This window comes from Pseudomonas sp. Q11 (genome assembly GCF_024494355.1).
Lineage (GTDB): Bacteria > Pseudomonadota > Gammaproteobacteria > Pseudomonadales > Pseudomonadaceae > Aquipseudomonas > Aquipseudomonas hefeiensis.
Genome location: NZ_JAKNQY010000043.1, coordinates 14,553 through 28,074, shown reverse-complemented (window position 1 = coordinate 28,074; position 13,522 = coordinate 14,553). Strand labels below are relative to the sequence as shown.

The window sequence follows — 13,522 nt, the reverse complement described above, 5'->3', positions numbered from 1 at the left end:
CAGCTATAAGGCCGTCTCGCGAGCAAGCTTTGCTCCCACAGGTCCTGCTCAAACAGGTCTCCCACAGGTCCTGCTCAAACAAGTCTGGTTGGGGGGCCGCCGCAAAAGCGTTTAGGGGCTATTCATGCACCATAGAATCTCCCTCATTCGCTCAGGCATGCACTGCCTTTTCGCAACACCCTGACGCCAGTTCCTTGAGAATCGGGCAGTCGGGGCGGTGGTCGCCGTGGCAGTGTTCCACCAGGTCCTGGAGGGTGTCGCGCAGTTCGCCCAGCTCGCGGATTTTCTGGTTCAGTTCGTCGATGTGTTGCCGGGCCAGTGCCTTGACGTCGGCGCTGGCGCGTTGGCGGTCCTGCCAGAGGGTCAGCAATTTGCCGACCTCTTCCAATGAAAACCCCAGGTCCCGTGAGCGTTTGATAAAGGCCAGGGTATGCAGGTCATCGGCGCCGTAGATCCGGTAGCCACTGTCGGTGCGATGAGCCGCCTTGAGCAGGCCAATGGACTCGTAATACCGGATCATCTTCGCGCTCAGGCCGCTCTGGCGGGCCGCTTGGCCGATGTTCATCGCTTGTCCTCCAGATGCTCGGGTGTCCAGAATTTCAACAGTAACGCATTGCTTACCACGCTGACGCTCGACAGGGCCATGGCCGCGCCGGCCAGCACCGGGTTGAGGAAGCCGAACGCTGCCAGCGGAATACCGATCAAGTTATAGACAAATGCCCAGAACAGGTTCTGCCGGATCTTGGCGTAGGTCTTGCGGCTGATGTCCAGCGCGGCCGGCACCAGCCGTGGATCGCCGCGCATGAGGGTGATGCCGGCGGCGTGCATCGCCACGTCTGTGCCGCCGCCCATGGCAATGCCAATGTCTGCGGCGGCGAGGGCCGGGGCGTCGTTTATGCCGTCGCCGACCATCGCCACCACCGCATTTTTCTTCAACTGCTGGACGATGGCGGACTTATCGGCCGGCAGTACTTCGGCGTGGACGTTGGTGATGCCCAATGCTTCGGCCACCACCCGGGCACTGCCCCGATTGTCGCCAGTCAGCAAGTGACTGCCGATGTGGCGTTCATTCAGGGCTTGTACGGCCGCCAAGGCGCCGGGCTTGAGTGTGTCGCCGAAGGCGAACAGGCCCAGCATTCGAGGCGTTGCGTTTTGTTCGATCAGCCAGGACAGGGTTCGGCCCTCGGTCTCCCAAGCCTGGGCTGACTCGCTCAGCGAACCGGGGTCCAGGCCCAGTTCGTCCAGCAAGCGTCGGTTACCGAGGGCCAGGCGCTGCCCATTGAGGCTGCCGGCAATACCGCGTCCGGTCAGGGACTGGCTGTCGCTGATGTCCGGGACCTGCAGGCCGCGCTCCGTACAAGCGTCCAGCACCGCCTTGGCGAGGGGGTGTTCGCTGCCGCGTTGCAGTGCCCCGGCCATTTGCAGCAGCCTGTCTTCGTTACCGTCCAAGGCGGTCAAATGGGCGATGCGCGGCGTGCCGGAGGTCAAGGTTCCGGTCTTGTCGAACACCACGGTGTTGACTTCATGGGCGCGCTCCAAGGCCTCGGCATCCTTGATCAGGATGCCGTGGCGGGCGGCCACACCTGTGCCGGCCATGATCGCCGTGGGTGTTGCCAGTCCGAGGGCGCACGGGCAGGCAATCACCAGTACGGCGACGGCGTTGATCAGCGCCGCCTCCAGGGGGGCGCCATACAACCACCAGCCGATCAACGTCGCCAATGCCAGCACCAGCACGACCGGCACGAAGACCTGGCTGACTTTATCCACCAGTTTCTGAATGGGGGCCTTGGCCGCCTGAGCGTCTTCCACCAGACGGATGATGCGCGCCAGGACGGTTTCGGCGCCCAGGGCCTGGGTACGCACCAGCAGGCGGCCTTCGCCGTTGATGGCGCCGCCGGTCACCTTGTCGCCGGGTTGCTTGGGCACCGGCAGGCTTTCGCCACTGATCAGGGCCTCGTCGGCGTGACTCTGGCCTTCCAGCACTTCGCCGTCCACCGGGAAACGCTCGCCGGGCTTGACCAGTACCCGATCATTCAAACGCAGGGCGCTGATGGCGACGTCCCGTTCCTGACCATCAATGACCTGGATCGCCCGCTCCGGTCGCAAGGCTTCGAGGGCGCGGATAGCGCTGGCGGTCTGGCGCTTGGCGCGGCTTTCCAGGTATTTGCCCAGCAACACCAGGGCAATCACCACGGCCGAGGCCTCGAAATACAGGTGTGGCATGCTGCCGGGACGGGCGATGGCCCATTCATAAATGCTCAAGCCATAACCCGCGCTGGTGCCCAGGGCCACCAGCAGATCCATGTTCCCGGCCCCTGCACGCACGGCTTTGTAGGCCGCGACATAAAAGCGCGCGCCGAAGATGAATTGCACCGGCGTCGCCAGAGCGAATTGCGCCCAGGCCGGCAGCATCCAATGCACGCCGAACGGTTGCAACAGCATGGGCAGCACCAACGGTACGGACAGCAAAATCGCCAGCACCAGGGCCAGGCGCTCGCGATTCAGGCGATTGCTTTGCGCGTCATGGGATTGCTCGGCCTCCCAGACACTGGCGTCATAACCGGCGCCCTTGACCGCATCGATCAGGGTCTGCGGATCGACCCGGCCGAGCAAGTCGAGGTGGGCCCGTTCGTTGGCGAGGTTGACGCTGACTCGGTTCACCCCGGCAACTTTGCTCAGGGCGCGCTCGACCCGGCCGACGCATGAGGCACAGGTCATTCCCTCGATGGACAGTTCCAGAGTCTGGACCGGGACGCTGTAGCCGGCCTGTTCGACGGCCTGCATCAAGGCTGGCAGGCTGCCCTCGGGCGCCTGGATCCGCGCCTGTTCGGTCGCCAGGTTTACGCTGACGGCGCTGGCCCCTGTGACGTTGCTCAAGGCACGCTCGACCCGACCGGCGCAGCTGGCGCAGGTCATCCCGGCAATCGGCAGATCGAAAAAGGTGGATTCAGGCATCGGACAGGCTCCCTGTAGTGAATGACTACAGGATCAACCTTGCCACGCCGGGAAGGTCAAGCGCCAATCCAAAAGCTTGCACACACCCCTTGTGGGAGCGAGCAAGCCCGCTCCCACTGTTTATCTAAGGGGTCAATAACCCAGCTCAGTCGGCTTGAGATACATCCCTTCCTGGGTCATGGCGATGCGGAATTTCAGTACGTCGCCCGCCTTGAGCATGACATCCTGCGACCCTGGCGCGAGCATGCCCGGGCTGCAGCCCGGCGCCTGGCCCGGCAGCAGCTTCAAGCGCAAGGAGAATTTTCCCGGTGGCAAGTTGAAGGAGGTGCTCTGTTCCTGGAACAAACGGCCTGAGAGCTGATCGCCGATATAGATGCCGATTTCGCAGGAAGTCGGTACTTCCAGGCGCTCGCGGGAAATGATCAGCACGCCGTAGTCTTCGCCGACGGCCGACGCCTGGGGGCTCACCGCTGACAAACCGAGCATGCAAAACAGGCTGAACGCTGACCAGCGCATGGCTGAACCTCCGGTGTGAAATCCTTGATGTGTGCAGCTTGGCTGAGCTCGGCACCGATTGCCAGCCCGGCAGTTTTCGTCAGAACTTGACCTTTCCATGATGGCAAGCTTGAAACTGCTGGCAACCTCAATCCCAAGGAGTTATCTCATGCAAACATTCAATGTTCAGGGAATGTCCTGCGGTCACTGCGTCAAGGCCATCACCCAGGCTGTGCAGGCCAGGGATCCGGCGGCGGATGTGCAGATCGATCTGAGCGCCAGGACTGTTCAGGTGCAGAGTTCTTTGTCGGTCGATGCCGTAGTCCAAGCCATTAAAGAGGAGGGGTACGAGGCCAGTCTCGCCTGAGATTTTTAATCGTTAGCGACCTATCGGAATGTTCAAGAGCGCCCGGCACGGCTAAACTGTCGGGCTGCTGGCTGACGCCTGAACCTGGACGCCCGATGAACCTCCGTACCATTCTGATTCTTGGCGCCTTGAGCGCATTCGGTCCCTTGGCGATCGATTTCTATCTGCCGGCTTTCCCGGCCATGGCGACTGCCTTTGGCACCGATGAAAATCACATCCAACTGACCCTGGCGGCTTATTTTCTCGGATTGTCTATCGGGCAACTGGCCTATGGGCCGGTGGCGGATCGCTTCGGGCGGCGCATTCCATTGCTGACGGGCGTTGGCCTGTTCACCCTGGCGTCGCTGGCCTGTGCCTACGCGCCGAGTCTTGAATGGCTGATTGGTGCCCGCTTCGTCCAGGCCCTGGGCGGATGCGCCGGTATGGTGATTTCCCGGGCGGTGGTCAGCGACAAATGCGACGCGGTGGGCTCGGCCAAGGTGTTCTCGCAACTGATGCTGGTGATGGGCCTGGCGCCGATCCTCGCGCCGGTGCTCGGCGGGTTGTTGGTGAACCTGCAGGGGTGGCAATCGATCTTCATTGCCCTGACGGTGTTCAGCGCACTGGCGGCGACGGCTGTGGCGTTGTGGCTGCCGGAAAGTCTGCCGGCCCATGTACCTCGTCAACCGTTGTCCGGGGCGTTGCGCCAATATGGTCGACTGCTGACCGACTCGATTTTCCTGGGGCACGCCTTGACGGGGGGCATCGCTATCGCCGGGATGTTTGCCTACATCGCCGGTTCGCCTTTCGTCTTCATCAAGCTCTACGGTGTACCGGCCGAACACTTCGGCTGGCTGTTCGGGACCAACGCGGCGGGTTTTATCCTGGTGGCACAGGTCAACGCCCGGTTGTTATCCAAGCGTGGGCCGGCATTCCTGCTGTCGCGCGCGGTATGGGTCTATCTCGCCGCCGGGCTGTGTCTGCTGGTGGTCAGTTCGTTGCACCCGCAGCGGTTGTGGCCGTTATTGGTTCCGCTGTTTATCTGCATCGCCAGCCTGGGTTGCATCCTGCCCAATGCCTCGGCGTGCGCCATGAACGGGCAGGGCGCTCGTGCTGGTAGCGCGTCGGCGATGCTGGGATGCCTGCAGTTTTCCGTGGCCGCCGGGGCCGCCGCTTTGGTGGCGGCGCTGCATGACGGCACCGCCGTGCCGATGGCAATGGTCATCAGCCTTTGCGGACTATTGGTGGTGGGCGCAGCGATGCTGACCCGCCGCCTGCAACATGCCCGGACACTGGCACAGGCCAGTGGCCAGGACTGATTCAGCCGGCCGCTCGTTGCTGCTGTTCGGGGTAGTAGTGAGGTGCGTGAATACGCGCTTGCAGGGTGGTGGCGAAAGCCTGGGCCTCGGTCTCGGTGCGAAAGGTCACGACGTGTTGGTCAAGACGCACTTGCCACTGGGATTTTGCCACTTCTTTTATCAGGATCTTCATTGCTGACCTCCTCACGTAAAAGATTGCGCTGCAAAGGCCTCGAGTGTAGACCTGAATGCGATCGCAATTGTGACAACGGTCAATTCTCAGACTGACGGTGCAGGTTTTTTTGTGGGAGCAAAGTTTGTTCGCGATGAAGGCTACGCGGTTCCCTGTCAGGCCGAGTCGTCGCGTATCGCGAACAAGCTTTGCTCCCACAAAGAACCGCTCCCTCATTGGGGGTCAGAAACCTTCAAGCACAATCTTGCCTTTGGCTTTTCCGCTTTCCAGCAAAGCATGGGCCCGGCGCAGGTTCTCGGCGTTGATGGTGCCAAAGTGCTCGCCCACGGTGGTCTGCAGCGTGCCGGCGTCGATTAGCGCGGCGACGCGGTTGAGCAGTTTGTGCTGTTCAATCATGTCCGCTGTTTCGAACAGCGAGCGGGTGTACATTAATTCCCAATGCAACGACAGGCTCTTGCGCTTGAGCTTGGTCACATCCAGCGCCTTGGGATCGTCGATCAGTGCCAGTTTGCCCTGGGGTGCCAGGGCCTCCACCAGTTGGTCCAGGTGCTGGTCGGTCTGCGTCAGGCTGGCGACATGGGTCACCTGAGCCTGGCCTGCTTGCTTTAATGCATCGCTCAGCGGTTGGCTGTGGTCCACGACCAGGTCGGCACCCAGGCTTCGCACCCAATCCTGTGTCTGCGGCCGGGAAGCGCTGCCAATGACTTTCAGTGCGGTGAGCTTGCTGGCCAATTGCGTCAGTATCGAGCCGACACCTCCCGCAGCACCGACGATCAACAGGCTTTGGCCCTGATCGTCCTGGCCTTCCTGGATTTGCAGGCGCTCGAACAGCAACTCCCACGCGGTAATGGCCGTCAGCGGCAGGGCAGCGGCTTCGGCGAAACCGAGGGTCTTGGGCATTTGGCCGACGATGCGCTCATCCACCACATGCAATTCGCTGTTGCCGCCAGCGCGGACAATGGAGCCGGCGTAGAACACTTTGTCGCCCGCCTTGAACAGCGTGACCTCATTGCCCACCGCCTTGACCACGCCGGCTACGTCCCAGCCCAGCACTTTGGCTGCGCCGTCTTCGGGCTGGACGTTCTGGCGGATTTTCGTGTCGATCGGGTTGACCGAAATGGCTTTGACTTCCACCAGCAGGTCCCGAGGACCGGCGGTGGGTTCCGACAGTTCAATGTCTTGCAGTGATTGCGGGTCGGTGATCGGCAACGAATGGTAGTAGGCGATGGCTTTCATGAAGCGCTCCGTGAGGTGAGTTGGATGAAGGCCATGTTTAGCTATTTATCGCCGAGATAAAACCGGGTAAAAGCACAGACTCTTTCAATATTTTTTTGATAATGAGGCCGTCATGCTTCGATTCGACGACTTGCAGTTGTTCGTCCGGGCCGCAGACCTGGGCAGCCTTTCTGCCGCGGCCAGGGTCATGGACTTGTCGGCGGCGGTGGCCAGCGCCGCGTTGAAGCGGATAGAACAACACCTGGGCGCCCGGCTGTTGGCCCGTTCTACCCGCAGTTTGCGCCTGACGGCCGAGGGCGAAGGTTTCCTCGAATATGCCCGTGCCGCGCTGAGCAGCCTCGACGAAGGGCGCAGGTTATTGACCAGCGGCCAGGATCAGGTCAGCGGGGTATTGCAGTTGTCCGCCCCCTCGGACTTGGGACGCAACCTGCTGCTGCCTTGGCTGGACGCATTCCAGGACGAGCACCCGGGGCTGACGGTACGACTGCTGCTGGGTGATCGCATCGCCGACCTGTTCAAGCAGCCGGTGGACATTGCGTTGCGGTATGGCGAGCCGGAAGATTCGAGCCTGGTGGCCCTGCCTGTCGCGCCGGATAACCGCCGCGTGCTGTGTGCATCGCCGGGTTACCTGGCTCGGCATGGCGAACCCAATCAGTTGGAGCAACTGGCCCAGCATAATTGCCTGTTGTACATGCTCGGCACGCGGGTCCATGACCGTTGGTGCTTTCATGACGGCAAACGGGAAATGAGCCTGACCGTCAGCGGCGACCGTTTCAGCGACGATGCCGATGTGGTGCGTCGCTGGGCGGTGGCAGGCGCGGGGATCGCTTATAAATCCTGGCTGGACGTTTCAACCGATGTGTTGGCCGGACGTTTGAAAATCCTGCTGCCGCACCTGCAATGCGAGCGCGCGCCGCTCAATCTGCTGTGTGCTCACCGAGCGCAGTTGAGCAAACCCATCAATCTGCTGCGAGAGATGCTCAAGCTGCGTTGTGGCCGGTTGACGGCACAATTTGCGTGCTCGTCGAGGCCCGACCATTAGTCGCGGGTAAATAGAGACTTTTCCCTCACGAACAATCGCCTCCAAAGGTTTCCGGAGGACAGGAAACCTCGATCTGCACGCTTATACTAGCGGCCGCCTGAAGCGGCGCGCGACTTGCGGCGGTCGAGCCGCTTTGGGCGGCCCCATTGCTGGTCACTATGCGCCAGAGCAGTAGACGAATGATTCAACAGGGAGTGAATACATGGAACATGCACCTTGCATCAGCCAGATCGCCACGCTGCTGGCCGACCCAAAACGCAGCGCAATGATGTGGGCCTTGATGGACGGCACGGCGCGGCAGGCTGAAGAACTGGCGTTGTTGGCCGGGCTGTCGCCGTCTTCGGCCAGTGCTCATCTGGGACGTCTGTCCGCCGGTGGCCTGTTGAAAGTCGAAGCCCGTGGCCGCAAACGGTTTTTCCGCCTGGCGGCACCCGAGATCGGCGCTGCCGTCGAAGCACTGGCCAGCGCGACTCTGGCCAGCACGCCGCGGCAGCTTCCAGAAGTCTTCAAGCGCGGGGTCATGCCGGCCAAGGCCCCGTCGGCTCCTGCTTCGTTGATGCGCGCCAGACTTTGCGACGACCATCTGGGCGGCACCCTGGCGGCAGACCTGTATCAGCGCCTGCTGGACGCCGGCTGGATCGAACAGGGCGACCAGCGGGTGATCGTGACTCACAAAGGCGCCAATGAGCTGGCCGGGCATGGCCTGTTCATCCAGGCACTGGCCCACCGCAACGCCCGCACCGCTTGTGCCTGTCCGGACTGGAGCGAGCGGCGTCCGCACCTGGGGGGCGCCCTGGGCGCGGCGTTGCTGCAACTGTTCATGCAGTCCGGCTGGCTGAGCCTGCCCAACGACTCAAGGGCCTTGCAGGTGACGGTGCTTGGCCAGCAGGAAATCCATCGATTTGCCAGGCAGGACACTGTGGAAATGGCGTTCTAGGGCGGCCACAGGTCGTAATCAGCAATAGCCTCCAGCAAGGTTCGCGCACACTCGATCCTGGGATTTTTTTGGATTGGGGGAGAAACAGCATGGATACTCACGGCTACAGCGCGGCCGAACGTCTGGAGCGACTGCCCATCAGCGGCTACCACCGGATTATTTTCATCATCATCGCCTTGGCGTTTTTCTTCGACTCCATGGACCTGGCCATGATGACGTTCCTGCTGGGCTCGATCAAAGCCGAGTTCGGGCTGAGCACCGCCCAGGCGGGTTTGCTCGCCAGCTCCAGCTTCTTTGGCATGGTACTGGGGGCGTCGCTGTCGGGCATGTTGGCTGATCGGTTCGGGCGCAAGCCGGTGTTCCAGTGGAGCATCGTGTTGTGGGGCATCGCCAGTTATTTGTGCTCGACCGCCCAAAGCGTCGATTCACTGATGCTGTTCCGCATCCTGCTGGGTATCGGCATGGGCATGGAGTTTCCGATCGCCCAGTCAATGCTCTCGGAGATGATCCCGGCCAAGCGCCGGGGCCGTTATATCGCCTTGATGGACGGCTTCTGGCCGTTGGGTTTCGTGGCGGCGGGCGTACTGTCGTACTTTCTATTGCCGGTGATTGGCTGGCGCGACATTTTTCTGGTATTGGCGGTGCCGGCGGTGTTTGTCCTGGTGATTCGCTTCTTCATTCCCGAGTCGCCGCGCTGGCTGGAACAAGCCGGCCGGGGGGACGAGGCGGATGCCGTGCTCAAGCGAATCGAAGACAAGGTCCGGGCATCGTTGGGGCGTCGGGAGCTGCCGGAGCCGATTCGCCTGCCGAGGGTTGAGAGCACGCCGGGCAGCTTCTTTTCGGCTCTGGCGCAGATATGGTCACCGCTGTATCGCCAGCGCACGATGATGATCTGGAGCGTCTGGTTCTTTGCTTTGCTCGGTTTTTATGGCCTGACGTCCTGGCTCAGCGCGTTGTTGCAGCAGTCGGGGTTCGCCGTGACCCAGTCGGTGTATTACACCGTGCTGATTTCTTTGGGCGGGATTCCAGGTTTCCTGATGGCGGCGTGGCTGGTGGAGCGCTGGGGACGTAAACCGGTGTGCGTCGTCACGTTGCTGGGTGGTGGGGTGATGGCGTTTCTATATGGTCAGAGCGCGGTGTTTGGCGGCAACGTGGGCCTGCTGATCGGCACCGGGCTTTTGATGCAGTTTTTCCTGTTCGGCATGTGGGCGGTGCTCTACACCTACACGCCGGAGCTGTACCCCACCTCGGCACGGGCCACGGGTTCGGGCTTTGCCTCGGCTGTCGGCCGTATTGGTTCGCTGCTCGGGCCACTGGTCACCGGGTTGGTATTTCCCATTACCGGACAAGGCGGCGTGTTCGCCCTGGGCGCGCTGTGCTTCGCCGTGGCGGCGGGGGTGGTCTGGCTGTTCGGGATGGAAACGCGGGGCAAGACGCTGGAGGAGTTGAGCGAGGGTACGGTGGCCGGTTAGACCACTCCACCCTTGTGGGAGCGAGCCTGCTCGCGATGGCGGTAAGTCAGTCGACATTGATGTTGAATGTCATGCCACTATCGCGAGCAGGCTCGCTCCCACAAGGGGGCATCGCCAGTCTTAGGGTTTTACTAACCGCGCATCCAGGCTGTTCTGCGCCAGGCGCTTGGCCTGGTCCTGGGTCATCCCCAGGTGGGTGTGCAGTGCGTGGAAGTTTTCGGTGACGTAGCCGCCGAAGTACGCCGGGTCATCGGAGTTGACCGTCACCTTCACACCGCGCTCGAGCATGTCGAGGATGTTGTGTTGCGACATGTCGTCGAACACGCACAGCTTGGTGTTGGACAACGGACAGACCGTCAGCGGAATCTGCTCGTCAATGATCCGCTGCATCAGTCGTTCATCTTCAATGGCCCGTACACCGTGGTCGATGCGCTGGATCTTCAGCAAGTCCAGGGCTTGCCAGATGTACTCGGGCGGGCCTTCTTCGCCGGCGTGGGCGACGGTGAGGAAGCCCTCGTTGCGCGCACGGTCGAATACCCGCTGGAACTTGCTCGGCGGGTGGCCCATTTCCGAACTGTCCAGGCCCACGGCCACGAACGCATCGCGGAACGGCAGTGCCTGGTCGAGGGTTTTTTCGGCCTGTTCTTCGCTCAGGTGGCGCAGGAAACTCAGGATCAGGCCGCTGGTGATGCCCAGTTGCTGTTCGCCGTCCTTGAGGGCAGCAGCGATGCCGTTGAGCACCACTTCGAACGGGACGCCACGGTCGGTGTGGGTCTGCGGGTCAAAGAACGGTTCGGTGTGAATTACGTTCTGCGCCTTGCAGCGCAACAGGTAGGCCCAGGTCAGATCGTAGAAATCCTGGGAAGTGCGCAACACGTCGGCGCCCTGGTAATACAGGTCGAGGAATTCCTGCAGATTGTTGAAGGCATAGGCCTTGCGCAGGGTATCCACGTCGCTCCACGGCAGGGCGATCTTGTTGCGTTCGGCCAGGGCGAACAGCAGCTCGGGCTCCAGCGAACCCTCCAGATGCAGGTGCAGTTCAGCCTTGGGCAGGGCGTTCAGCCAGTCGTACATGTTCTTTTCTCATCAGCGAATCGATGGCGGGCATTCTACAGGGGCTGGCCGCAATGTCTGGTAAAACCTGACCGGCTGATCCACTACACAGCCTGATGCTCCCTCCGGTAAGCATAGGTGTCAGCGAAGCGCGATAGCAGGAATTCGGCGCAGGTGGTGGTCGGGTACTTCGGTGGATGGGCGTCATCCTGGCAACCAGGCAAGCATTGGATCAGCGTGTCGGGGTGCGGCTCGGCAAAGAACGGCATTGAATAGCGGTCCACTCCCAGCGGGCTGATCACCCGATGCGGCGTGGACAGGTAACGGTCGTTGCTCCAGCGCGCCATCATATCGCCGAGGTTGACCACGAACGTGCCGTCGATGGGCGGCGCGTCGATCCATTGGCCGTTGACGTTGCGCACTTGCAGGCCACCAGCGGCGTCTTGGTAAAGCAGGGTGATGCAACCGTAATCGGTATGGGCGCCGGCACCTTGCTGCTCGGCAGAGCTGGCGGTGTGACGCGGCGGATAGTGAATCAGGCGCAGCACGCTCACTGGCTCGTTGAAGCGTGTGTCGAAGAAGTCCCTCCCGATGCCGAGGGCCAGGGTCATGGCGCGCAGCAGTGTTTGGGCAAGTGCCTGCATGTCGCGGTAATGCTGCTCCATCAGGGGTTCCCAGCCCGCCAGGTCCGGGTGTCGGTTAGGACCGCGCAGAGGTTTATACGCCAGCACGTCGGGATGGTCGGTCGGCAAGTGCAGGCCCATGTCGAAGGTTTCTTTCAGGTCGCTGGGTTTGGTCGGGTCCAGTTGTTCGGTGGCGACGGCGCCGTAGCCGCGATGATGGCGGGTCTGGGTGATGTCGATCTTGAGTTTTTCTTCTACCGGCAGCCTGAAGAAGCGTTGGGCATGGTCCAAAACTTCGGTGATGCGTGTCGGGCTGATGGGGTGACCCTTGATGTAGAAAAAGCCCCACTGGCGGCAGGCCTGGTCGATCTGGCTGGCGACCGATTGCCAGGCGCTGGGGCTATCGCCGTAGAGCGGGCTGATGTCGATGATGGGAAGGCTGTTCATGCGGCTTTCCTGATTGCGTGAGGGGGCCGATGTGGGAGCGAGCCTGCTCGCGATAGCGATTTGTCTGTCGACATCAACGTTGAATGTCAGTCCGCTATCGCGAGCAGGCTCGCTCCCACAGGGTTTTGTGTTGACTCGTCAGTTATTTGGGAATCTCAGCCTTCATACCTTCGACGTAGTAATTCATCGACGCCAGTTCCACATTGGTAGCGCTCACGCCCTCCGGGATTTTCTCGACGCCGGCCTGGTCCTTGATCGGCCCGGTGAACGGATGGAAGGCGCCGCTCTCGATGTCGGCGATGATCTGCTCGGCTTCGACTTTGACCGCCGCTGGCACCAGGTTGCTGATCGGCAGCTTCACCGTGCCTTCCTTCAGACCGCCCCAGTAGTCCTGGGATTTCCAGCTATGGTCGATCACGCTTTGGGTCGCTTGGATGTAGTGCGGGCCCCAGTCGTTGACAATCGAGGTCAGCACCGCCTTGGGACCGAAGTGGGCCATGTCCGAAGCGTAGCCGACGGCGTAGACGCCGCGCCGCTCGGCGGCCTGGATCGGCGCCGGGCTGTCGGTGTGCTGGAACACCACGTCCACGCCCTGGTCGATCAGCGCGTTGGCGGCGTCGGCTTCCTTGCCCGGATCGAACCAGGAGTTGACCCACACCACTTTGATTTCAGCGCCGGGGTTGTACTTGTTCAGGGCCAGTTGGATAGCGTTGATATCGCGGATCACTTCTGGAATCGGGAAGGAGGCGACGTAGCCGATTTTTTTGCTTTTGGTCATCTTGGCCGCGATGAAGCCGCCGACGTAGCGACCCTCATAGGTGCGTGCCAGATAAGTGCCAAGGTTCTTGTCCTGCTTGTAGCCGGTGGCGTGTTCGAAGGTCACCTTGGGGAATTGCTTGGCGACCTTCAAAGTCGGGTTCATGTAGCCGAAGGACGTGGTGAAGATCAGGTCGTACTTGTCCTTGGCCATGTTGCGGATCACCCGCTCGGCGTCGGCGCCTTCGGGCACGTTTTCCACGTAGTTGGTGGTGATTCGGTCGCCGAGTTTCGCCACCAGTTCCTTGCGCCCCTGTTCATGCTGGTAGGTCCAGCCGTGGTCACCGATAGGGCCGATATAGACGAAACCGACCTTCAGCGGGTCGGCGGCGCTGGCATTCAGGCCGGCGCTCAGACCGACAGTTGCAGCGACGGCGCAAAGCAACTTCTTCAAGGGACGCTTGTGCATGAACTCGAACTCCATTTTGTTGTGAGGTTGGCTGAATAGCGCTAATGCAAAATGCTGACCAACAAGACAACAAATATTCGACGTCTCGACACCGCCATCGCGGGCAAGCCTTGCTCCCACAAGTGCAAGGCCAAACCATGTTGCACAGAGCTTGCTCTCACAAGTGCAAGGGCAAACCATGTTGCATCAGAGCTTGCTCT

13 protein-coding genes are annotated in these 13,522 nt (G+C 61.5%); 5 read left to right on the top strand and 8 right to left on the bottom strand.

Annotated elements, in window-relative coordinates:
- Positions 1 to 151: 151 nt before the first annotated feature.
- From cueR to MA884_RS27090, 3 genes are all read right to left on the bottom strand, one after another.
- Positions 152 to 565 carry a Cu(I)-responsive transcriptional regulator gene (cueR, locus tag MA884_RS27100; protein WP_256233376.1) on the bottom strand — a complete coding sequence of 138 codons (414 nt, stop codon included), beginning with the start codon at positions 563 to 565 and terminating at the stop codon, positions 152 to 154.
- On the bottom strand, positions 562 to 2,955 hold the full coding sequence (locus MA884_RS27095) for a heavy metal translocating P-type ATPase (protein WP_256233375.1): 2,394 nt from the start codon (positions 2,953 to 2,955) through the stop codon (positions 562 to 564). The genes cueR and MA884_RS27095 overlap by 4 nt, the downstream gene beginning before the upstream one ends.
- Before the next feature lie 132 nt (positions 2,956 to 3,087).
- Positions 3,088 to 3,471 (bottom strand): hypothetical protein, encoded by a 384-nt coding sequence (locus tag MA884_RS27090; protein ID WP_256233374.1) that lies wholly within the window; start codon positions 3,469 to 3,471, stop codon positions 3,088 to 3,090.
- A gap of 148 nt (positions 3,472 to 3,619) precedes the next feature.
- On the opposite strand from MA884_RS27090, the gene MA884_RS27085 reads away from it, so the two are divergent.
- Together MA884_RS27085 and MA884_RS27080 are read left to right on the top strand one after the other, a co-directional pair.
- Positions 3,620 to 3,817, top strand: a complete 198-nt coding sequence (locus tag MA884_RS27085) for a heavy-metal-associated domain-containing protein (RefSeq protein ID WP_256233373.1) — start codon at positions 3,620 to 3,622, stop codon at positions 3,815 to 3,817.
- Positions 3,818 to 3,912: 95 nt separating this feature from the next.
- Positions 3,913 to 5,115, top strand: coding sequence for a multidrug effflux MFS transporter (locus MA884_RS27080; protein ID WP_256233372.1), 1,203 nt, complete (start codon positions 3,913 to 3,915; stop codon positions 5,113 to 5,115).
- Between the two features lies 1 nt (position 5,116).
- Here MA884_RS27080 and MA884_RS27075 read toward each other — a convergent pair whose 3' ends face one another.
- Entirely contained in the window at positions 5,117 to 5,287 is a 171-nt protein-coding gene (locus tag MA884_RS27075; protein WP_256233371.1) for a hypothetical protein, read from the bottom strand.
- A 222-nt stretch (positions 5,288 to 5,509) separates the two neighbouring features.
- Entirely contained in the window at positions 5,510 to 6,523 is a 1,014-nt protein-coding gene (locus tag MA884_RS27070; protein ID WP_256233370.1) for a zinc-binding alcohol dehydrogenase family protein, read from the bottom strand.
- 112 nt (positions 6,524 to 6,635) lie between these two features.
- Between MA884_RS27070 and MA884_RS27065 the strand changes: the two genes are divergently transcribed.
- The 3 genes from MA884_RS27065 to MA884_RS27055 all read left to right on the top strand — a co-directional run bounded on the left by MA884_RS27065 (position 6,636) and on the right by MA884_RS27055 (position 9,974).
- A complete protein-coding gene (locus MA884_RS27065) occupies positions 6,636 to 7,565 on the top strand; it encodes a LysR family transcriptional regulator (protein WP_256233369.1) in 930 nt (309 codons plus the stop codon).
- Between the two features lie 202 nt (positions 7,566 to 7,767).
- On the top strand, positions 7,768 to 8,502 hold the full coding sequence (locus MA884_RS27060) for a helix-turn-helix transcriptional regulator (protein WP_256233368.1): 735 nt from the start codon (positions 7,768 to 7,770) through the stop codon (positions 8,500 to 8,502).
- Between the two features lie 89 nt (positions 8,503 to 8,591).
- Complete coding sequence (locus MA884_RS27055) at positions 8,592 to 9,974, top strand: MFS transporter (RefSeq protein ID WP_256233367.1); 1,383 nt, start codon at positions 8,592 to 8,594, stop codon at positions 9,972 to 9,974.
- 120 nt (positions 9,975 to 10,094) lie between these two features.
- Here the strand turns inward: MA884_RS27055 and MA884_RS27050 are convergent, their stop codons facing one another.
- From MA884_RS27050 to MA884_RS27040, 3 genes are all read right to left on the bottom strand, one after another.
- Positions 10,095 to 11,048, bottom strand: a complete 954-nt coding sequence (locus MA884_RS27050; protein WP_256233366.1) for an adenosine deaminase — start codon at positions 11,046 to 11,048, stop codon at positions 10,095 to 10,097.
- An 83-nt stretch (positions 11,049 to 11,131) separates the two neighbouring features.
- On the bottom strand, positions 11,132 to 12,097 hold the full coding sequence (locus MA884_RS27045; protein WP_256233365.1) for a 2-oxoglutarate and iron-dependent oxygenase domain-containing protein: 966 nt from the start codon (positions 12,095 to 12,097) through the stop codon (positions 11,132 to 11,134).
- Between the two features lie 142 nt (positions 12,098 to 12,239).
- A complete protein-coding gene (locus MA884_RS27040; RefSeq protein WP_256233364.1) occupies positions 12,240 to 13,322 on the bottom strand; it encodes a BMP family ABC transporter substrate-binding protein in 1,083 nt (360 codons plus the stop codon).
- Positions 13,323 to 13,522: the final 200 nt, after the last annotated feature.

What these genes read in the sequence shown, in the direction of transcription:
- cueR (WP_256233376.1), bottom strand. Translation starts at nt 565, where the DNA reads ATGAACATCGGCCAAGCGGCCCGCCAGAGCGGCCTGAGCGCGAAGATG.
- MA884_RS27095 (WP_256233375.1), bottom strand. Translation starts at nt 2,955, where the DNA reads ATGCCTGAATCCACCTTTTTCGATCTGCCGATTGCCGGGATGACCTGC.
- MA884_RS27090 (WP_256233374.1), bottom strand. Translation starts at nt 3,471, where the DNA reads ATGCGCTGGTCAGCGTTCAGCCTGTTTTGCATGCTCGGTTTGTCAGCG.
- MA884_RS27085 (WP_256233373.1), top strand. Translation starts at nt 3,620, where the DNA reads ATGCAAACATTCAATGTTCAGGGAATGTCCTGCGGTCACTGCGTCAAG.
- MA884_RS27080 (WP_256233372.1), top strand. Translation starts at nt 3,913, where the DNA reads ATGAACCTCCGTACCATTCTGATTCTTGGCGCCTTGAGCGCATTCGGT.
- MA884_RS27075 (WP_256233371.1), bottom strand. Translation starts at nt 5,287, where the DNA reads ATGAAGATCCTGATAAAAGAAGTGGCAAAATCCCAGTGGCAAGTGCGT.
- MA884_RS27070 (WP_256233370.1), bottom strand. Translation starts at nt 6,523, where the DNA reads ATGAAAGCCATCGCCTACTACCATTCGTTGCCGATCACCGACCCGCAA.
- MA884_RS27065 (WP_256233369.1), top strand. Translation starts at nt 6,636, where the DNA reads ATGCTTCGATTCGACGACTTGCAGTTGTTCGTCCGGGCCGCAGACCTG.
- MA884_RS27060 (WP_256233368.1), top strand. Translation starts at nt 7,768, where the DNA reads ATGGAACATGCACCTTGCATCAGCCAGATCGCCACGCTGCTGGCCGAC.
- MA884_RS27055 (WP_256233367.1), top strand. Translation starts at nt 8,592, where the DNA reads ATGGATACTCACGGCTACAGCGCGGCCGAACGTCTGGAGCGACTGCCC.
- MA884_RS27050 (WP_256233366.1), bottom strand. Translation starts at nt 11,048, where the DNA reads ATGTACGACTGGCTGAACGCCCTGCCCAAGGCTGAACTGCACCTGCAT.
- MA884_RS27045 (WP_256233365.1), bottom strand. Translation starts at nt 12,097, where the DNA reads ATGAACAGCCTTCCCATCATCGACATCAGCCCGCTCTACGGCGATAGC.
- MA884_RS27040 (WP_256233364.1), bottom strand. Translation starts at nt 13,322, where the DNA reads ATGCACAAGCGTCCCTTGAAGAAGTTGCTTTGCGCCGTCGCTGCAACT.